Source organism: Acidovorax sp. KPB24-07 (genome assembly GCF_057543315.1).
In genome coordinates this window covers 1-19,713 of record NZ_BAAJYS010000051.1, presented here as the reverse complement: position 1 = coordinate 19,713, position 19,713 = coordinate 1, and the positions used below count along the sequence as shown (strand labels likewise).

Genomic DNA, 19,713 nt, shown 5'->3' with positions numbered 1-19,713 from the left:
GGTGGCCGTGGTGGGCGCGGGGCCCGCAGGGCTGGCCTGCGCCCATGGCCTGGCGGTGCGCGGGCACGACGTGGTGCTGTTCGAGGCGCGTCCCAAGCTGGGCGGTTTGAACGAATACGGCCTGGCCAGCTACAAGACCACGGGCGGCTTCGCGCAAAAGGAAATCGAATGGCTGCTGTCCATCGGCGGCATCGAGGTGCGCTGCAATCAGGTGCTGGGCCGCGATGCCACCGTGGACAGCCTGCTTCAGGCCTACGACGCCGTGTTCCTGGGTTTGGGACTGGCGGGCGTCAATGCGCTGGGCATCGCCGAGCCGCAGGTCGAGGGGCTGTGCAACGCGGTCGACTTCATTGCCGACGTGCGCCAGGCGCAGGACCTTTCGACCGTCCCCGTGGGCCGCCGCGTGGTCGTGATCGGCGGCGGCATGACGGCTGTGGACGCTGCCGTGCAGGCGCGCAAGCTGGGCGCCGAAGAGGTGACGATCGTCTATCGCCGCGGTGCCGACGGCATGTCTGCCTCCGCCGTGGAGCAGCGCTGGGCGCAGACGAACGGCGTGGCCATCCGCCACTGGGCGGCGCCGAAGGAACTGCTCAGCGAAGGCGGGGTGGTGCGTGGCATGCGGTTCGCGGCCACGGCCCTGGCGGGTGGACGCCTCGTGGACACGGGCGAATCCTTCACGCTGGAGGCCGACATGGTGCTCAAGGCCATCGGCCAGAGCTACCTGCCCGAGCATGCAGGTCCCACGGTGGCCCTGCAGGGCGGGCGCATCGCCACCGACGACATGGGCCGCACCAGCGTGGCGCGGCTGTGGGCCGGCGGGGACTGCCGTGCCGGCGGGCGCGACCTCACGGTCGAGGCGGTCGAGCACGGCAAGGTGGCCGCCCTCTCCATCAGCGAGGCGCTGCGCGGCTGACGGCCGGCGCCTTCTCCCTCCAACACCCCGCACCCCCGGAGCATTTCCCATGGCAGACATCCGCAGCCGCTTTCTCGGCATCGAGAGCCCCAATCCATTCTGGCTGGCCTCCGCACCGCCCACCGACAAGGAAATCAATGTCACCCGCGCCTTCGAGGCGGGCTGGGGCGGCGTGGTCTGGAAGACGCTGGGCGAAGACCCGCACGTGGTCAACGTCAACGGCCCGCGCTATGCCACGCTGATGTCGCAGGACCGCCGCGTGATCGGGCTCAACAACATCGAGCTCATCACCGACCGCCCGCTGAAGACCAACCTGGACGAGATCCGCCGCGTCAAACGCAACTGGCCCGACCGCGCAATGATCGTCTCGCTCATGGTGCCCTGCGTGGAAGAAAGCTGGAAGCGCATCCTGCCCATGGTGGAGGACGTGGGGGCCGACGGCATCGAGCTGAACTTCGGCTGCCCGCACGGCATGAGCGAGCGCGGCATGGGCGCCGCCGTGGGCCAGGTGCCCGAATACATCCAGATGGTGACAGCTTGGTGCAAGCACTACAGCCGGCTGCCGGTGATCGTGAAGCTCACGCCCAACATCACCGACGTGCGCCAGCCCGCCCGCGCTGCCCAAGCCGGCGGGGCGGATGCGGTGTCGCTCATCAACACCATCAACTCCATCATGGGCGTGGACTTGGAGCGCATGGCCATGAGCCCCAGCACCGGCGGCCTGGGCTCGCACGGCGGCTATTGCGGCCCGGCGGTCAAGCCCATCGCGCTCAACATGGTGGCCGAGATCGCGCGCGACGCGCAGACCGCCGGCCTGCCCATCAGCGGCATCGGCGGCATCTCCACCTGGCGCGATGCGGCCGAGTACATCGCCCTGGGCTGCGGCACCGTGCAGGTGTGCACGGCGGCCATGGTGTACGGCTTCAAGATCGTGCAGGACATGTGCGATGGGCTGTCCAACTTCATGGACGCGCACGGCTACCACACCCTCGACGACTTCCGCGGCCAGGCCGTGCCGACGGTCAAGGACTGGAAGCAGCTGGACCTGAACCACATCGACAAGGCGGTGATCGACCAAGATGCCTGCATCCAGTGCGGCCGCTGCCACGTGGTGTGCGAAGACACGTCGCACCAGGCCATCACCTTCACCAAGGATGGCGGCGTGCGCCGGTTCGAGGTGAACGAGGCCGAATGCGTGGGCTGCAACCTGTGCGTGTCGATCTGCCCCGTGCCCGAATGCATCACGCTGCGCAGCCTCGCGCCTGGCGAGGTCGATGCGCGCACCGGCAAGGTGGTGACAGGCGAGTACGCCAACTGGACCATGCACCCCAACAACCCGCAGCGCGTGGCCGCCTGAGCCGCGCTGCCGCGGCCCATTGCCCGCGTTGGTGCGCACCTTCGCGCCCGCCTTCCGCCTGCCAGCCTGTCTGCAACGTCTCGGAGACAGCCCCATGAAGACCCTGCATGCCCCCGGTGCCAGCAACGAACTGTGGAACGACGACCTGGCGCCCACCCAGCCGCACCAGCGCACCTGGCGCTGGTACCACTTCGCGGCCCTGTGGGTGGGCATGGTGATGTGCATCCCCGCCTACACGCTGGCCGCCAGCCTGATCGACAGCGGCATGTCGTGGGGACAGGCGGTGGGCACGGTGTTCCTGGGCAACCTGATCGTGCTGGTGCCCATGCTGCTCATCGGCCACGCAGGGGCCAAGTACGGCATTCCCTATGCGGTGCTGGCGCGCGCGTCGTTCGGCACGCGCGGCGCCAAGCTGCCGGCGCTGCTGCGCGCACTGGTGGCCTGCGGCTGGTACGGCATCCAGACCTGGTTTGGCGGCATGATGATCTACACGCTGGCCGGCGTGCTCCTCGGGCATCCCCTGGAGGGCGACAAGATCGCGGGGCTGGGCATCAACCTGGGCCAGCTGGTGTGCTTCCTGGTGTTCTGGGCCATCCAGTTCTATTTCGTGGTGCACGGCATCGAGTCCATCCGCAAGCTCGAAACGTGGACGGCGCCGATCAAGATCGTCATCTGCTTTCTGCTGCTGTGGTGGGCGTATGACAAAGCGGGCGGTTTCGGGCCCATCCTGGACCAGCCCTCGCAGTTCGCGCCCGGCGGCAAGAAGGCGGGGCAGTTCAGCGCCGTGTTCTGGCCGTCGCTGACCGCCATGGTGGGCTTCTGGGCCACGCTGGCGCTCAACATTCCCGACTTCACGCGGTTTGCCCGGTCGCAGCGCGATCAGGTGGTAGGCCAGGCCATCGGCCTGCCCGTGCCCATGGGCCTGCTGGCCGCGCTGGCGGTGTTCGTGACCTCGGCCACGGTGGTCATCTATGGCAAGGCGCTGTGGGACCCGGTGGACCTGGCCAGCCGCATGACGGGCGCGGCCGTGCTGATCGCGCTCATCATCCTGCTGATCGACACCGTCAGCGTGAACCTCGCTGCCAACCTCGTGGGACCGGCGTACGACTTCTCCGCGCTGAGCCCGTCGCGCATCAGCTATCGGGTGGGCGGCTACATCACCGTGGGCATCGCCATCGCGATGATGCCGTGGAAGATCCTCGAATCGACACAGGGCTACATCTTCACCTGGCTCATCGGCTACTCGGCGCTGCTGGGGCCGGTGGCCGGCATCCTGATGGTGGACTACTACCTGGTGCGTCGCACCGAGCTGGACGTGGCCGCGCTGTACGAGGAGCGCGGCGCCTACCGCTACCGCGGCGGCTGGAATGCGGTGGCCGTGGTGGCCTTCGTGCTGGGCGTGGCGCCCAACGTTCCCGGCTTTCTGAACGCGGCGTTCCCGGCCACCTTCCCCGGTGTGGGCGAGGTGTTCAAGCAGATCTATGCCTATGCCTGGTTCATCGGCCTGGCCATTGCCGCCGTGGTGTACCGCCTCGGCATGGCCGGCCAGGCACGCCCGGCACCCACTCCGCTGCGCCGCGCCTGAGCACGGCGACCACCCCTTCATCCTTCAGGAGACCTGCCATGAGCCCGACCCCTTCCAACGCCGTGCTGATCCGCGGCGGCACCGTGGTGCATGCCGACCGCGAAGAGCACGCCGACGTGCTGTGCGTGGACGGCCGCATCGCCGCCGTGGGCCCCGATGTGGCGGGCGAGGCGCCTGCCGGTGCCGAGACGCTGGATGCGAGCGGCCAGTACGTGCTGCCGGGCGGCATCGATCCGCACACGCACATGCAGCTGCCCTTCATGGGCACCGTCACCATGGACGATTTCTTCACCGGCACGGCGGCGGGCCTGGCGGGTGGGACCACCAGCATCATCGACTTCGTGATCCCCGATCCGCAGGAGCCGATGATGGAGGCCTACCGCAAGTGGCGCGGCTGGGCCGAGAAATCGGCGGCCGACTATGGCTTTCACGTGGCCGTCACCTGGTGGAGCGAGCAGGTGCGGGCCGACATGGGCACGCTGGTGCAGGAAGAGGGCGTCAACAGCTTCAAGCACTTCATGGCCTACAAGAACGCCATCATGTGCGACGACGAAACGCTGGTGAACAGCTTCCGGCGCGCGCTGGAGCTGGGCGCCATGCCCACCGTGCACGCCGAGAACGGCGAACTCGTCTACCTGCTGCAGCAGGAGGTGGCCAAGATGGGCATCACCGGTCCCGAGGGCCATCCGCTGGCCCGCCCGCCCATGGTGGAGGCCGAGGCGGCCAACCGCGCCATCGCCATCGCCGACGTGCTGGGCGTGCCCATCTACGTGGTGCATGTGAGCTGCGCCGAGGCGGCCGAGGCCATCGCCCGCGCCCGCGCCCGGGGCCAGCGCGTGTTCGGCGAAGTGCTGGCCGGCCACCTGCTGATCGACGACAGCGTGTACCGCGACCCGGACTTCGCCACCGCCGCCGCCCACGTGATGAGCCCGCCGTTCCGCCCCCGCTCGGGCGGCCACCAGGAGGCGCTGTGGCGCGGCCTGCAATCGGGCCAGTTGCACACCACGGCCACCGACCACTGCACCTTCTGCGCTGCGCAGAAAGCCATGGGCCGCGACAACTTCGCCAAGATCCCCAACGGCACCGGCGGCGTGGAAGAGCGCATGGCCGCCATCTGGGACGGCGGCGTGAACACCGGGCGGCTCACGCCCTCGGAGTTCGTCGCGATCACCTCCACCAACGCGGCCAAACTCTTCAACATCTACCCGCGCAAAGGCTTCGTCGGCGCCGGGGCCGATGCCGACCTGGTGCTCTGGGATCCGCAAGGCACGAAGACGTTTTCCGCGAAGACGCAGCACAGCAAGGGCGACTTCAACATCTTCGAGGGCCGCACCGTGCGCGGCATTCCCAGCCACACCATCAGCCAGGGGCGCGTGGTGTTCGCCAACGGCGACCTGCGCGCCGAGCCGGGCCGGGGCCGCTACATCAAGCGCCCCGCGTTCGGCCCCCAGTTCCAGGCCGTGCAAAAGCGCGCGCAGGACCTCGCCCCTACCGCGGTCGCCCGCTGACGGCCGCCCACGCATCCGGAGAACACCTTGGACACGACCACCCGAACCGACATCAGCCACCTGCGCGTCAACGGCGAGCGCTTGTGGGATTCGCTCATGGAGCTGGCGCAGATCGGCGCCACGCCCAAGGGCGGCGTCTGCCGCCTCACCCTCACCGACCTGGACAAGCAGGGCCGCGACCTCGTCACCCGCTGGGCGCGCGAGGCCGGCATGACCGTCACCATCGACCAGATCGGCAACGGCTTCATGCGCCGCCCGGGGCGCAATAACAACCTTCCGCCCATCATGACCGGCAGCCACATCGACACCCAGCCCACGGGCGGCAAGTTCGACGGCAACTACGGCGTGCTGGCCGGCATCGAGGTGGTGCGCACGCTGAACGACCACGGCATCGAGACCGAGGCGCCGATCGAGGTGGCCTTCTGGACCAACGAGGAAGGCAGCCGCTTCGTGCCCGTGATGATGGGCTCGGGCGTGTTCGCCAAGGCCTTCACCCTGGAGCATGCCTACGCCGCCACCGATACCGAAGGCAAGACGGTGAAGGGCGAGCTCGAGCGCATCGGCTACGTGGGCGATCAGGTACCCGGCGACCACCCCATCGGTGCATATTTCGAGACCCACATCGAGCAGGGCCCGGTGCTGGAGGACCACGGCAAGACCATCGGCGTCGTGACGGGCGTGCTCGGCATCCGCTGGTACGACTGCACCGTGACCGGCATGGAGGCCCATGCCGGCCCCACGCCCATGGCCCTGCGCAAGGATGCGCTGCAGGTTGCCACGCGCCTCATGCAGGAGGTGGTGGCTTGCGCGCACCGCCACCCGCCGCACGGTCGCGGCACGGTGGGCATGGTGCAGGTGCACCCCAACAGCCGCAACGTGATCCCCGGCCAGGTCAAGTTCAGCATCGACCTGCGCAACGCCACCGACGCCGATTGCGAAAGCATGGACCGGGACATCCGCGACGTCGCCGCCCGGCTCAGCGCCGAAACCGGCCTGCCGATCCAGATCGACCTGGTGTCCAGCTACCCCGCGCAGGTGTTCCACCCCGACTGCGTGGACGCGGTGGGCCGGGCGGCCGCCAGCCTGGGCTACAGCCACATGCCAGCCGTGTCGGGCGCGGGGCACGATGCGGTCTACATGGCGCGCCTGGCACCTGCGGGCATGGTCTTCATTCCGTGCAAGGACGGCATCAGCCACAACGAGATCGAAGACGCCCAACCCGAGCACATCACCGCTGGCTGCAACGTGCTGCTGCATGCCATGCTGGAACGCGCCGGCACCTGAATGGTGCGTGGCTGGGGCGGCGGCCTGCCGCCGTGTTACAGCAACCCTCCCCCGGTGGGGTTGTGGCAGGCCCCCGCAGCGCATAACGTTCAACGCTTTGCTTGAAGCCATGCCTTCCATGACGACACCGAACCGGCCCGATGGGCGCGCTGCCTCCGCCTGCTTCCCTTCCACCCCCGCCCGCGCGACCCTCGTGGCCGCCACCGTGGTGGCCGCGCTGGCCCTGGCCGGCTGCGAGACCACCAACATGCGCATGGGCAACCCCGATGCCAAGACCGTGGCCACAGGCAGTGCGGCCGGCGGTGCCACCGAAGGCGCCAGCAGCGAGCTGGAGCGCTGCGAATCGCCACTGGGCACCGTCTCGCTGATCGAGAACCAGCAGGCCGGCTGGTACACCATCCTGCGCAACGAATACCGCCTGCCGCCCACGGCCAACCTGCTGCGCCTGCTGGTCCAGCAGTCCAACTGCTTCGTCGTGATCGAGCGCGGCGCGGCCGGCATGACGGCCATGGACCGCGAGCGCGCCATCATGCAGTCGGGCGAAATGCGCGGCGGCAGCAACTTCGGCAAGGGCCAGATGGTCGCCTCCGACTACGGCCTGTCCCCGGAAATCGTGTTCAACAACGACAACGCCGGCGGGGCCTCCGCATCGCTGGGCGGCCTGGTGGGTGGGCGCGCGGGCGGCTTGCTGGCCGCGCTGGGCGGCAGCTTGAACACCAAGGAAGCGAGCGCATTGCTCACCCTCATCGACCACCGCTCCGGCGTGCAGGTCGCTGCCTCGGAAGGCAGCGCCTCCAAGACCGATTTCGGCGCCGTGGGCCAGCTGTTCGGCGGCTCGGGCGGCGCGCGCCTGGGCGGCTACAGCAACACGGCCGAAGGCAAGGTGATCGCCGCGGCCTTCATGGACGCCTTCAACCAGATGGTGCGTTCGCTGCGCAGCTACAAGGCCCAGTCGGTCAAGGGCCAGGGCCTGGGCGGCGGCGGTCGCCTGGGGGTGGATGGCGGCGCCGCGCCGTCGCAGACCTCGGCGCCGCGCGCGCAGCCCGTGTCGTCGGCCACCGGTGGCCTGTCGCTGCGCGATGCGCAGGCCAAGCTGAACGCCCTGGGGCATGACACCGGCACGCCCGATGGCGCGATGGGCGCCAAGACGGCGGCCGCCCTGCGTGCCTTCCAGAAGGAGCGCGGCCTGCCCATCACCGGCCGGCTCGACGCCGCTACTGCGGCCCAGTTGAGCCAGTAACGGCTGCCGGCTTCGAGGTGGTCGTCCGCGCCCGCTGGGGGCGGGCGGCCAGCCCCTAAGCGGCGCCGTGCGCGCTGGTCAGGTTCAAGAAGTGGTCCAGCATGTGGAAGTGGTCCTCGAAGAAGGCCTCTTCCATGGCCGCCAGGTCCGCGACCGGTATCCACTGCACCTGCATGGCGTCGTCATCGGCCTGCACCGCAGGGAACGGCACATCGCCCAGGTCGAAGTAGTGGGCGTGCGTGATGGTGCGCCCGCGCTGGCTGCGGTCGGGGTGGTCGAAGACGGCCGTGGCGCGCAGTGCGCGGCGCAGGGTGGCGTCGGGCACGTCGCAGTGCGTCTCTTCGGCCAGCTCGCGCAGGCACGACTGCCACAGCGTCTCGCGCTGCTCGATGAAGCCGCCCGGCATGGCCAGCTGGCCCTTGCCCGGGGCGTGCGCGCGGCGGATGACGAGCACGTGGTCCTGGCAGCGAAGCACCGCGTCCACCGTCACGAACACCGGCGGGTACGGCGCCTGCGCCCACGATTCGCGGTAGCTGCGCAGCACGCGCCATTCTTCCTGCAGCGCCGCGTAGTGCGGCTGCCGGGCGAACACGTCCAAAAATTCGAGCGTGCTGGCCGGCATCTGGTCGGCCAGGGGGCCGAGCGCCGTCAGCACGCCCTGCGGCGCCGCGCCGAAATACGCGTCGCGGATGGCGGTGGCATCGATGGTGCCCTGCCGGTCCATGGGGATCAGCGACCAGCCGGGGAAGGCGTCCAGGTAGCTGCTGGTCGCGTCCTTGAAATGGCCGACCAGGCCGATGCGCGCATCGGGCAGCACGTGCGTGGACACGGCGCGCAGCACCGCCGCCACCCACAGGGCCTCGTTGTAGTGATCGCGCACGGGCAGCACGGTCAGCCGGGCCCGGTCGGCCTCGGGCAGGGCATTGCGCAGCATGGCTTCGCGCTCGGCCCAGGTGAACGGGTTCTTGGGCGATCGGGCCTGCCAGGCCGAGCCCATGACCACGATCACGTTGTTGGCGCTGTCCAGCGCGCGCTGCAAAAGGGCCAGATGGCCGTTGTGGACGGGCTCGAAGCGGCCGATGTAGATGGCGGTGTCGTACATGTGTGTTCCGGTTGGGCGCCCCGCGCCGTGAGCGGCGCCGTCGGGGCTGCTGGGAATGTAGCCGGGCGGGCGGGGGCGGGCGGCGGGCGCTGCGAATGCACCGACCGCTCCGCATGGGTCATCGCGCGGCCGGATTCATGGGCCTGCTATAAAAATTATAGCTATATGCCCTAGTGATGATTGCGCTGGGGGCATTTTTGATGCAAACCTCTCTGTGGCGCAGGCCACCGCCTCACACATACCGCGCCGCAATCGGCATCTGCCGCCCGGTGCCGAAGGCCTTGGCCCGCACACGCACGATGGGCGGGGCCTGGCGCCGCTTGTATTCGCTGCGCGCCACCAGCATGCGCACCCGGTGTGCCAGGGCCCGGCCGTCCGCGCTGGCCTGCAGCTGGCGCGCGAAGGCCTGGGCGTTGGCGTATTCGGCGCGCGACAGGCCCTCGCCTTCGATGAGCAGCTTGAGGATCTCGTCCAGCACGGGGTAGGGCGGCAGGCTGTCGTCGTCCTTCTGGCCGGGCGCGAGCTCGGCCGAGGGCGGCTTGTCGATGATGGCCTGGGGAATGATCTCGCGCCCCGCGTTCTCGTTCACGTGGCGCGACAGCTCGAACACCTCGGTCTTGTACAGGTCGCCCAGCAGGCCCAGGCCGCCGTTGGTGTCGCCGTACAGCGTGCAGTAGCCCACCGAGATTTCCGACTTGTTGCCGGTGGTGAGCAGCAGGTGGCCGAATGCGTTGGAAAACTCCATCAGCGTCGTGCCGCGGATGCGGGCCTGCACGTTCTCCAGCGGCAGGCCGCGCAGCGGCTGCCCGAAGCTCGTCTCGAACTGTGCGGAAAAGCCCGCCACCAGGTCCGCGATGGGATGGGTGTGCAGCACCACGCCCAGGTTGCGGCACAGCTGCACCGAATCGTCCACCGAGCCGCTGGACGAAAACCGCGAGGGCATGGTGATGCCCACCAAGTTCTCCGGCCCCAGCGCTTCGGCCGCCAGCGCCAGCGTGAGCGCGCTGTCGATGCCGCCCGAGCTGCCCACCACCGCCTGGGTGAACCCGCAGCGGCGCGCATAGTCCCGCAGGCCCAGCACGATCTGCTGGCGATAGAACGCCATGGTGGGCAGGCCCTCGCGCGGCACGGGCGGCAGGTCGGTGCCGTCCAGCCGGGCGAAGTGGCCGTTGTCCAGCAGCTGCACGGTGGACACGTCCTCCTCGAAGCGGCGCGATTCGAAGACCACGCCGTCCTCGGGCTCGACCGCGAAGGAGGCGCCGTCATAGACCAGCTGGTCGTGTCCGCCGACCTGGTTCACGTAGACGATGGGCAGGCCGTGCCGCCGCGCCGCATCGCCGAACACCTGGTGGCGCAGTTCGCGCTTGCCGATGTGGCTGGGGCTGGCGTTGATGCTCACCACCAGGTCGGGCGCGGCATCGGCCATGCGCTGGAAGGGGTTGGTCTGGTAGTCGGCGCCGCTGTCGTTCCAGCCGTCCTCGCACACGATGAACCCCACCTGCGAGGTGCCGATGCGCAGCACCTTGGCCACGTCCGGGCCGGGCTCGAAATGGCGGCGCTCGTCGAAGACGTTGTAGGTGGGCAGCAGCTGCTTGGCATACGACAGCCGCACCTCGCCCGCCCGCAGCACCCGCAGCGCATTCAGCAGCCGCTTGCCCGGCCCCGGCGTGCGCACCGGCATGCCGACCACCCAGTGCAGCGCAGGCAGGCCGGCCGATGCCTCACACAGCCGCGCCAGGCCCGCGTCCAGGCGTTCGAGAAAGGCGGGCTCCTCCAGCAGGTCGCCCGGGTAGTAGCCGCACAGCGACAGCTCGGAGAACACCACGAGGTCGGACTGCGCGGCCGCGGCCTCCTGCGCGGCGGCGATCATGCGCTCGACGTTGCCTTCGATGTCGCCCACGGTGAGGTTGAGTTGGGCCAGGGTGATGCGGAGCATGGGGTCTTTCCTTTCTGTCTTTCTTCTTCAAGCGGCGATGGTTCGGTGGCGGGGCGGCGGCGTGCCGCGGCGCCTCATGGCGGTGGCACGTTGAACACCTGCCGCAGGTAGGCCAGGTAGGTTTCGTCGTCGCACAGCGTCTTGCCCGGGCTGTCCGAGAGCTTGGCCACCGGCTGGCCGTTGGCGTGGGTGATCTTCATCACGATGTTGAGCGGCGCCACGCCCATGTCGTTGGTGAGCTGCGTGCCGATGCCGAAGCCCAGTTGTACCCGGTCGCTGAAATGGCGGTGCAGCGACAGCGCCTTGTCCACGTTCAGCCCGTCCGAGAACACGAGCCGCTTGGTGTGCGCGTCGATGCGCAGGCGGGCGTAGTGCGCCAGCGCCTTCTCGCCCCAGGCCACCGGGTCGCCCGAATCGTGGCGCAGGCCGTCGAACAGCTTGGCGAAGTACAGGTCGAAGTCGGCCAGGAAGGCGTCCATGCCCACCGTATCGGTCAGCGCGATCCCGAGGTCGCCCCGGTACTCTTGCACCCAGTCCTCCAGCGCCGCTTTTTGAAAGTCGCGCAGCCGTACGCCCAGGGCCTGGTAGGTCTGCAAATACTCGTGCGCCATGGTGCCGATGGGCACCAGGTTCAGGTCGCGCGCCAGCATCACGTTGGAGGTGCCCTTGAACCACTGCGGCGCCTGCTGTGCGAAGGCTTGCACCACCTCGCGCTGCCAAGCGCCGCTGTAGCGCCGGCGCAGCCCGAAGTCGAACATCTCGAACGGGTGCGTGCGCTCGGGCTCGCCCGAGAGCGCCTGCACGTGCGCGATCTTGTCCGCCAGCCGGCGGCGTCCTTCGGCCAGCGCCGCGGCCGGGTCGAAGCGGCGGAAATACAGCTCGTTCACGATCGCCAGCACGAAGATCTCGAACCCCATCACATGCACCTGCGGGCCGCGCGCCACGATGTGCAGGTCGCCGCCCTCGGCCCGTGCCTCGATGAACGCGCGCTGGAACTGGAACAGGCGCAGAAAGTCCACGAAGTCGCTTTTGATGAAGCGCAGGCCGGCCAGGTAGTCCAGCTCACCGGGGGAAAACCGCAGCGTGCACAGCGCGTCCAGCGCCGCGTTCACTTCGCCGAGCAGCTCGGCCAGCGGATAGGCCGGCCGGTTGCGGCAGACGAAGCGGTACTCGGCCTGCGTCTGCGGGTGGCTGTGCAGCAGCGCCTGCCACATCGTGAATTTGTAGAGGTCGGTATCGAGCAGGCTGGTGATGACGGGTTGCATGGCGTTTGCTATGTTTTTAGGAAGGGATGCCGGGAGCGAACCTGCGCTAGAGGCGGATTTCATCGCTGCGGGCCAGTTGCGCCCCCTGGCCCCGCAGCGCGTCCAGAAAGTCCTGCTGCTGCGCACCGAAGCCGGCCACGGGCGCCATGCAGTCGGTCAGCAGCACGAGGCGGTCCGCCCGCCAGCCCGGCTGCAGCCGGGGCAGGTGCTGCACGATGTGCTCGGTGGTGGCGCGCACGCAGTGGCTGCCGGCCTCGCCCGCAATGACGAGGCGGTCCGCTGTCCCCAGGGCGTGGAGCAGCCGGGTGTTGAGCAAGGTGGCGGGGTCGTCGGCATCGGGCACCTCGGCCTCGATGGCGCTGTAGTGCTCGGTCCAGGGGTTGGTGCCCTTGAACACGGGGTGCACCGCGCGCTGGCGCTGTGCCTGCCACGCGCCGCAGGCGGCCAGCACGTCGGCATGCACGCCGTGGCCCCAGCTGCCGATCTCGCAGTGCACGGGCCACACCATCAGCGTGTAGCGCCCTTGTGCCTCCAGCGCGTCCAGGTAGGCCAGCACGCGGGGCAGGGCCGCGGCATCGCGCGGGGCGAACGCGCCGGCGCGCACCTGCGCCGCGGTGATGGTCGTGAACGGGGCGACCTCGCCGCCATCGCCCTGGCGCCAGAACGGGGGGTGCGCAACGTCGTAGCGCTGGTGCGAGTCGAGCGTGACGGTGATCGCCTCCAGCGCCGGGCCCTGGCGCCGGATGAAGGCGGCCAGGCGCTGCATGTCGGCATGGGCGCCGGGCACGGGCAAGGCGGGGGTGATGGACTGGCCGGTGAGGGGGTGCGCCGGCTGCCAATCGGTGGGCAGGTCGCAGAAATCGTTCTGGGGGTCGATCACCAGCAGCTGGGTCGTCAAGGGGCGGTTCATGGATCGGGTCATGGTGCAAGGTCCTCGGGGCAATGGGTGCAGTCTATTCCTGTTAGTTTGACTTTGCAACTAAGTGGGCCAAAAGGCATTGTCAGGAAATGAAAAACCGGTCGAAGGGACTGGATGGGTGGCATTGGCACTCCAGGAGTGGTAGGCTCGTTCGTCCAATCCTGCACATAACCATCCCCTCGATGTCCTCCGCCGCTTCGCCCACCGTCATCTGCACCGTGGATACCGTGCTGCTCACGCTGCAGGGCGGCGCCCTCCACGCGCTGCTCGTGCGCCGCGACAAGGCCCCCTATGCCGGCGCGTGGGCTTTGCCGGGGGGCTACATCCACGCGCAGGACGATGCCGATGCCCAGGCCAGTGCCGCGCGTGTGCTGCGCGAGAAGGCCGGCCTGCAAAGCCCTTACCTGGAGCAGCTCGCCACGTTCTCGGGGTTGGCGCGCGATCCGCGGGGCTGGTCGCTGGCGGTGGCCTATTGCGCGCTGGTGCCTGGCGAGGCGCTCCAGGGCATCCCGCCCCGGCAGGGAGTGAAGCTGGTGCCGGTCGACGACTTGCCGCCCCTGCCGTTCGACCACCGCGCCATGGTGGATGCGGCGCTGGCGCGCGTACGCAGCAAGAGCCTGTATTCCTCGATGCCCGTGCATTTGTGCGGCGACGCGTTCACCCTGCCGCAACTGCAGGCGGTGTACGAGGCGGTGCTGGGCGAGCCGCTCAACAAGGTGAGCTTTCGCCGCAAGATGGACGAGCTGGACATGCTCGAACCCGTGCCCGGCCTGGTGCAGGGCGGTGCCCACCGGCCCGCGCAGATGTACCGCCTGCGCCCCGCGTTCCGCAAGGCCCTGGCACTGTCGTCCCGCGCGCTCTGAACAGAAAAAAGCCCCTTGCGGGGCCTGGGACGAACGGAGCAAGACGCATCTCAGGCGGCGACCGCCTTGGCTTCGTCGTAGGTTTGCAGGTACTGCTTCGCCAGTTCGGTCTTCTGCTTTTCGGTGAGCAGCTTGCCGGCCATCTGGAAGAACCGATGTTCCTCTTCCTCCAGATGGTGCCGCACCTTCTCGCCCAGTTTTTTGGCCACCGCCAGCCAGGCGGAGCTGCCGGGGTCTGCGGCCTCCAGGTCTTCGACCAGTTCGTCCAGGGCATGGTGCTCCGCGATGGCGTGGCGCGACAGGTCGATGCCGGCATCGTGCTCCATGAGCGGCCGGTAGAAGTGGCGGTCTTCGGCCAACTCATGCGCCGCCAGTTCTCGCTTGAGCTCGATGAACCGCTCGTGCCGCTCCGGGGTGTCGCCGCTGGTGGCCTCCACCTGGCGGACCATGTCGCGCTGCCGCTCGTGGCTTTCGCGCAGGGCTTCGAAGATGTTCATGCGCGCGGCCCCTTCACTTGAGCGCCTTGCGTGCCGCGCCGATGCCCAGCACGGCCAGCACGACGAAGACCACGGCGATCACCAGGAAGATGAAGAACAGGATCTTCGCGATGCCGGCAGCGCCCGCAGCGACCCCGGTGAACCCCAGCGCGCCAGCGATGAGAGAGATGATGGCGAAGACGATGGCGTATTTCAGCATGGTGAGGACTCCGGTGGGATGAGGTATGGAGCGATCATTTCAGCGCTGCCGCGTCACGGGCGTCAGCAGAGCGGGGCTGCGGCTGTAGGAAAGGTGCGCGGGCAAAGCGGCAGCCGGCGCGGGGAGGGCAAGGGCTTCTTCCGCCCGTCGCACCCGTTCAGCCACTGCGCAGGTCAAGCCATGACCGCAATTGGCCGTAGTGGCGATGGATGACCCGCGGCACGTGGCGGCCGTTCGCGGCTCAGGCGCTTGTGCTTTTGCTCGTGCCGGGGGCCGACTGGCTGGCTTTTTTATTGGCGTTCCGGGCTTCGACCAGCAGATGCAATACCTTGGGGTGGCCCTTCGATTTCGCCAATCGTTCGGCTCGCGCCAGGCTGCCGTGCGCGCCCGCGTCCAACAGCAGTTTCACCACGTCCGCATGTCCGTTAGCCGCTGCCTGGGTCAGAGCCGTCTCGGAGGATTCGCCGGACCAGCGTTCCAGGTTGCCCGCAAGACCGTGGCGCAGCAGCAGCGCGATCACTTCGGCGTGGCCGTTCGACGCCGCCAGCATGGTGGCGTTTTCCCCATAGAACTTGGTGGCGTGCACGTCGCCGGCGGCTTCTTTCTTCAGCAAGGTCTCCATGACCTCGGCATGCCCATTGCGGGCCGCGAGCATGAAGGGCGTCAGACCGTCCAGATCGGTCGATGTCGAATTCACTTTCGCATCCAAAAGCCGTTCCACAGCGGGTGCGTGACCATTCTTCGCGGCCGCGAAAATGGCGGAATACCGAAGCTCGGTTCTGCGATCGGCCTGCGCGCCCGCTTTCAGCAGCAGGGACATGATCGCGACGTTGCCGCTTTCCGCCGCTCGCATCAGCGGCGTGGTTCCGTCCCGAGTGTCGCGATCAACGTTCGCCTTGGCATCGATCAGCAGCCTTGCCGCACGGGCATTCTGTTGCCCCACGGCCCGCATGAGTGCGCATTCCCCACGCCAGTCGCGCTGGTTCAAATGGCTGCGGCTCACCAGCATGGTGGCCATTTCGTAGTGGCCGTTGTCGAGGGCCTCCATCAGCGGCGTCACGCCGCCGTGCAACATCCCGGTATAGGCATTGGGCTTGGCGCCTGCCTTCAGCAGCAGCCGTGCAACCCCCATGCGGCCCTGGCGAGCCGCCTCGTGCAGTGCCGTCCTGCCGTCGCTGCTCGTCACGCCCACCTGGGCGCCGGCGCGGTGCAGCATTTGCACGAGGACCTCGTTGCCAGCGGCGGCGGCCACCATGAGCGGCGTTCTGCCGGTACTGGATTTCTGGTCCAGCATGCCGCGGTTCTTGGGGTCCTTGAGGGACGCCTGCACCAGGATGCCCACGGAGGCCACGTCGCCCGCCTGGGCTGCAAGGTACAGGGCTGTTTCTCCATTCTTGTTGCGGGTATCGATCGAAGCACTCGCGCCCAGCAGCTTGTGGACCATGGCGGTTTGGCCATAGCGCGCTGCGTGCATCAGGGGCGTGTCCCCCCGGGCATTGACCGCTTGCAGTGCCGCAGCGGACGCGAGCAGGGTCACGACCGAATCGGCTCCCGCAGCGACGGCGTGGTGGAGCAGGGTGTTTTGATTCTGGTCTTTCCATGACGATGGCATGGGCAACACGACCAGCAAGCTGGCCAGCGCCAGGTCGCCGGCCATGAGGCTTTGCGCCACCGCTTGGGGTCGTTCTTGCTCCGGGAGCTTGTCCACCTCCTCCGCTGCCTGGTTCAGCAGGAAAAATTCCGCTTCCGCGGAGGCCTCCCGGTAGCGCTTCAATGCCGGATGCATCAGGGCGGCCTGCCATTGGGTGCTCGTCGCCGAGGTGCCGTTGCGGACCATGTTCCAGACTTTGGCGGGATCGAGGCTGCGCAGCTCCTCGGGGTCCTGGGTCGCAGTGAGGGCGCTCATGAGCAGCGCGGACGGCCACTCCACGGCAGGAGAAAGGTCGGACAGCCGCATGCCGCGGTAGCCGACCCCGCCGGCCTTGTCCATCTCCTTCACGTAGAAATCTCCGTCGGCAATGCGCTTGATCCGGCGGTTGCCCTCGTCCGTCAATACGGTATCGACGACCTCGAACTTCTCTTTGTCGAGCAGCCCCTGTTCCTTCAGGTTCTTTGCGATGACGCGCATCAGCAGTGCGGGATGCTCGAGAACGGAATAGGGCGCGTCTTCATCGCCGGTGGGCTCGTGTTCCGAGATGACGACCCAGGCGGGAATCTTGCCGAACCGCCCTTGCAATCCGGCCTCCATGGATTCGCTGTACGCCTTGTGCAACTGGCCCGCCGTTTCCTCCGTCAGCGGGCGGCCCAGGTGGGGCCTGAAACGCTCCTTCACCTCGCTCAGGCATTCCTCGGCGAGTTGCCGAACCAGCTCGACCGGGTTCACGCGGGCTTGCACAAACGCCGCGGCCTCCTGCACGTGGGCGCTGACGGTGCGCACATCGACGAAGCTGTCGCTGCGCTCCGTGACACCGAACTGATCCGCCAGGAAATTGCGGTAACCGTTGACGAAATGGATTTCGCTGACCTCGTAGTGTTCGAGTCCTTTGTGCTTGGACTGGCTGAAGTCGCGCAGCGCCTGGTCCAGCATGTCCTCCCACACCCTTTTGGCGTGGGTGTGCAGGCCTTGGGTCAAGTTCAGGTCCTGGGCGGCCATGATCAGGTTGGTCGTGGTGCCGTCGGAGCAGACCAGCAGTCCTGACGCCAGGTTCTCGATGATTTCCATGCGTCTGGAAAGCGGGATCGTGTGGTCCGCCACGGCCGTGCACAGGGTGTCCAACGAGGCCTTGCCTTCGCCGTAGAGGCGCGATATCTGGGTGGAATAGTGGCCTGCCATGCCACCCTCCACCCGGCTTTTGAAGATGTCCAGCGCCTTGATGGACTGCTGGGATCTGGAGGAGGGATGTTCTTCGAGAAAGGTTTTCAGTTTGCCGATGCCTGCCCGGTACTGCGTCATGAGCTGCTTGCCCCGGCCCGATTTTTCGAAAGCCGGTATCGAAGTCCCGTCAAGGCTCGGTTCGTAGCGCACGGCTTCTTGCGGCGCGTAAGGCTCCGCAGCCGCGGTCGCGCGGGGCGGTTTGTGGAATTGCGGTGTGATCTGCATGGTCAGACTCCGGGATGCCGGGACCATACGGGGCTGCGCGCGAGGTCGGTGCGCGCATCCGAAGCAGTTGCCGTGTTGCCGCTGTTGCGCTACCCGCAGGCTCACATCGCTTCGCACATGGGCCTGCGCACGACCGGACCGCGCTGTCCGCGCGGCGGGCTTCCCGCCCGTTCACGCGGATCGCGGGGCGGGCTTATCGCCCCGCAGCCGCCCGCAGTGCCGCGGCCTTGTCGGTCTTTTCCCAGGTGAACTCGGGCTCTTCGCGGCCGAAGTGGCCGTAGGCGGCGGTCTTTTCGTAGATGGGGCGCAGCAGGTCGAGCATCTGGATGATGCCCTTGGGGCGCAGGTCGAAGTGCTCCTGCACCAGCTTGGCGATCTGGTCGTCCGGGATCACGCCCGTGCCTTCGGTGTACACCGTCACGTTCATGGGGCGGGCCACGCCGATGGCATAGGCCACCTGGATCTGGCACTGGCGCGCCAGGCCCGCGGCGACGATGTTCTTGGCCACGTAGCGCGCGGCGTAGGCGGCCGAGCGGTCCACCTTCGTCGGGTCCTTGCCGCTGAACGCGCCGCCGCCGTGGGGGCAGGCACCGCCGTAGGTGTCCACGATGATCTTGCGGCCGGTCAGGCCGCAATCGCCTTGCGGGCCGCCGATGACGAATCGGCCGGTGGGGTTGATCAGGTACTTGGTGTCCTGGAGCCACTCGCTGGGCAGCACGGGCTTGATGATCTCCTCGATGATGGCCTCGGTGAAGCTGGCCTTCATCTTGGTGGAGGTCTCGCTCTGGTCGGGGTGGTGCTGGGTGGAGAGCACCACGGTGTCGATGCTGTGGGGCTTGCCGTCCACGTAGCGCATCGTGACCTGGCTCTTGGCGTCGGGCCGCAGGAAGGGCAGGCGCCCGTCCTTGCGCAGCTGGGCCTGGCGCTCGACCAGGCGGTGGGCGTAGTAGATGGGCGCGGGCATCAGCTCGGGCGTCTCGTCGCAGGCGTAGCCGAACATCAGGCCCTGGTCGCCGGCGCCGGTGTTCAGGTGGTCGTCGCTCGCCTGGTCCACGCCCTGGGCGATGTCGTTGCTCTGCTTGTCGTAGGCCACCAGCACCGCGCAGCCCTTGTAATCGATGCCGTAGTCGGTGTTGTCGTAGCCGATGCGCTTGATGGTGTCGCGCGCGATCTGGATGTAGTCCACGTGCGCGTTGGTGGTGATCTCGCCCGCCAGCACCACCAGCCCGGTGTTGGTGAGGGTCTCGGCCGCCACGCGGCTGCGGGGGTCCTGCTTGAAGATCGCGTCCAGAATCGCGTCGGAAATCTGGTCGGCGACCTTGTCGGGGTGGCCTTCCGAGACGGATTCGGAGGTGAAAAGGAAATCGTTCGCCATTTGAATAAACTCCTGTGTTCCGGCATTTTGGGCGTTGCCCTCAGCCTTGGGAGCTTTGGCGAACGCTTTAGCAGATTTGTTTTACGTCGCCCTGCAAGTTGCTCATTTAACTCAGCGACCGCGCCATTTTAATGCCAACCCTTTTCCGTTTCCTTTCCCGGCTTCCGCTCTGGCTCGCCCATGCCCTCGGCGCGGCCGCGGGCTGGCTGGTTTTCTGCCTCTCGCCCACCTACCGGCGGCGCTTTCGCGAGAACGCGGCGCGGGCCGGCTATTCGTTCGGACAGGTGCGTGCGGCCGTGGGCCACGCCGGCCGCATGGCGGCCGAACTGCCCCGCCTGTGGCTGCGCGAGCAGACGCCGTGCCGCATCGAGAACGCCGCCGTGGTGGAGCGGGCCTGGGAAGCGGGCAAGGGCATCGTCTTTCTCACGCCGCACCTGGGCTGCTTCGAGCTGTCGGTGCAGGCCGCGGCCCAGCGCTGGGCCCCCAAGCGCGGACCCATCACCATCCTGTATCGCCCTGCGCGCCAGCCCTGGCTGGCCGGCGTGATGGCCACCGCGCGCAACCGACCCG

Annotated in this window: 16 protein-coding genes; 8 read left to right on the top strand and 8 right to left on the bottom strand. The window is 68.1% G+C overall.

What is annotated here, in order from left to right:
* The 6 genes from AC27IQ_RS08725 to AC27IQ_RS08700 form a co-directional block, all read left to right on the top strand.
* On the top strand, positions 1–913 hold a 913-nt coding region (locus AC27IQ_RS08725), incomplete at its 5' end, for an FAD-dependent oxidoreductase (protein WP_487089230.1).
* A 49-nt stretch (positions 914–962) separates the two neighbouring features.
* Complete coding sequence (preA, locus tag AC27IQ_RS08720; RefSeq protein ID WP_487089229.1) at positions 963–2,270, top strand: NAD-dependent dihydropyrimidine dehydrogenase subunit PreA; 1,308 nt, start codon at positions 963–965, stop codon at positions 2,268–2,270.
* A 94-nt stretch (positions 2,271–2,364) separates the two neighbouring features.
* Complete coding sequence (locus AC27IQ_RS08715) at positions 2,365–3,855, top strand: NCS1 family nucleobase:cation symporter-1 (protein WP_487089228.1); 1,491 nt, start codon at positions 2,365–2,367, stop codon at positions 3,853–3,855.
* A 38-nt stretch (positions 3,856–3,893) separates the two neighbouring features.
* Positions 3,894–5,363, top strand: coding sequence for a dihydropyrimidinase (hydA, locus tag AC27IQ_RS08710; RefSeq protein WP_487089227.1), 1,470 nt, complete (start codon positions 3,894–3,896; stop codon positions 5,361–5,363).
* Between the two features lie 27 nt (positions 5,364–5,390).
* Positions 5,391–6,647 carry a Zn-dependent hydrolase gene (locus tag AC27IQ_RS08705; RefSeq protein ID WP_487089226.1) on the top strand — a complete coding sequence of 419 codons (1,257 nt, stop codon included), beginning with the start codon at positions 5,391–5,393 and terminating at the stop codon, positions 6,645–6,647.
* A gap of 118 nt (positions 6,648–6,765) precedes the next feature.
* Positions 6,766–7,887 carry a peptidoglycan-binding protein gene (locus AC27IQ_RS08700; protein ID WP_487089225.1) on the top strand — a complete coding sequence of 374 codons (1,122 nt, stop codon included), beginning with the start codon at positions 6,766–6,768 and terminating at the stop codon, positions 7,885–7,887.
* Between the two features lie 55 nt (positions 7,888–7,942).
* On the opposite strand, the gene AC27IQ_RS08695 is transcribed toward AC27IQ_RS08700, so the two are convergent.
* The 4 genes from AC27IQ_RS08695 to AC27IQ_RS08680 all read right to left on the bottom strand — a co-directional run bounded on the left by AC27IQ_RS08695 (position 7,943) and on the right by AC27IQ_RS08680 (position 13,112).
* Positions 7,943–8,989 carry a bifunctional nicotinamide-nucleotide adenylyltransferase/Nudix hydroxylase gene (locus AC27IQ_RS08695; protein ID WP_487089224.1) on the bottom strand — a complete coding sequence of 349 codons (1,047 nt, stop codon included), beginning with the start codon at positions 8,987–8,989 and terminating at the stop codon, positions 7,943–7,945.
* A gap of 232 nt (positions 8,990–9,221) precedes the next feature.
* Positions 9,222–10,925: an NAD+ synthase gene (locus tag AC27IQ_RS08690; RefSeq protein WP_487089223.1), complete on the bottom strand. Its 1,704-nt coding sequence runs from the start codon at positions 10,923–10,925 to the stop codon at positions 9,222–9,224.
* Positions 10,926–10,999: 74 nt separating this feature from the next.
* On the bottom strand, positions 11,000–12,190 hold the full coding sequence (gene pncB / locus AC27IQ_RS08685; RefSeq protein ID WP_284425972.1) for a nicotinate phosphoribosyltransferase: 1,191 nt from the start codon (positions 12,188–12,190) through the stop codon (positions 11,000–11,002).
* A 46-nt stretch (positions 12,191–12,236) separates the two neighbouring features.
* The gene (locus AC27IQ_RS08680; RefSeq protein ID WP_487089222.1) at positions 12,237–13,112 is read right to left on the bottom strand and encodes a cysteine hydrolase family protein; all 876 of its coding nucleotides are present in this window, start codon (positions 13,110–13,112) and stop codon (positions 12,237–12,239) included.
* Between the two features lie 179 nt (positions 13,113–13,291).
* Between AC27IQ_RS08680 and AC27IQ_RS08675 the strand changes: the two genes are divergently transcribed.
* Positions 13,292–13,972: an NUDIX hydrolase gene (locus tag AC27IQ_RS08675; protein ID WP_487089221.1), complete on the top strand. Its 681-nt coding sequence runs from the start codon at positions 13,292–13,294 to the stop codon at positions 13,970–13,972.
* A 50-nt stretch (positions 13,973–14,022) separates the two neighbouring features.
* On the opposite strand, the gene AC27IQ_RS08670 is transcribed toward AC27IQ_RS08675, so the two are convergent.
* The 4 genes from AC27IQ_RS08670 to metK all read right to left on the bottom strand — a co-directional run bounded on the left by AC27IQ_RS08670 (position 14,023) and on the right by metK (position 19,143).
* A complete protein-coding gene (locus AC27IQ_RS08670; protein WP_284429897.1) occupies positions 14,023–14,469 on the bottom strand; it encodes a hemerythrin domain-containing protein in 447 nt (148 codons plus the stop codon).
* Between the two features lie 13 nt (positions 14,470–14,482).
* On the bottom strand, positions 14,483–14,668 hold the full coding sequence (locus AC27IQ_RS08665) for a DUF1328 family protein (RefSeq protein WP_272567532.1): 186 nt from the start codon (positions 14,666–14,668) through the stop codon (positions 14,483–14,485).
* Positions 14,669–14,909: 241 nt separating this feature from the next.
* Positions 14,910–17,768 (bottom strand): ankyrin repeat domain-containing protein, encoded by a 2,859-nt coding sequence (locus AC27IQ_RS08660; RefSeq protein WP_487089220.1) that lies wholly within the window; start codon positions 17,766–17,768, stop codon positions 14,910–14,912.
* 193 nt (positions 17,769–17,961) lie between these two features.
* A complete protein-coding gene (gene metK / locus AC27IQ_RS08655) occupies positions 17,962–19,143 on the bottom strand; it encodes a methionine adenosyltransferase (protein WP_284396627.1) in 1,182 nt (393 codons plus the stop codon).
* A gap of 131 nt (positions 19,144–19,274) precedes the next feature.
* On the opposite strand from metK, the gene AC27IQ_RS08650 reads away from it, so the two are divergent.
* Positions 19,275–19,713: lysophospholipid acyltransferase family protein (locus AC27IQ_RS08650; RefSeq protein WP_487089219.1), on the top strand; the 439-nt coding region annotated here is incomplete at its 3' end.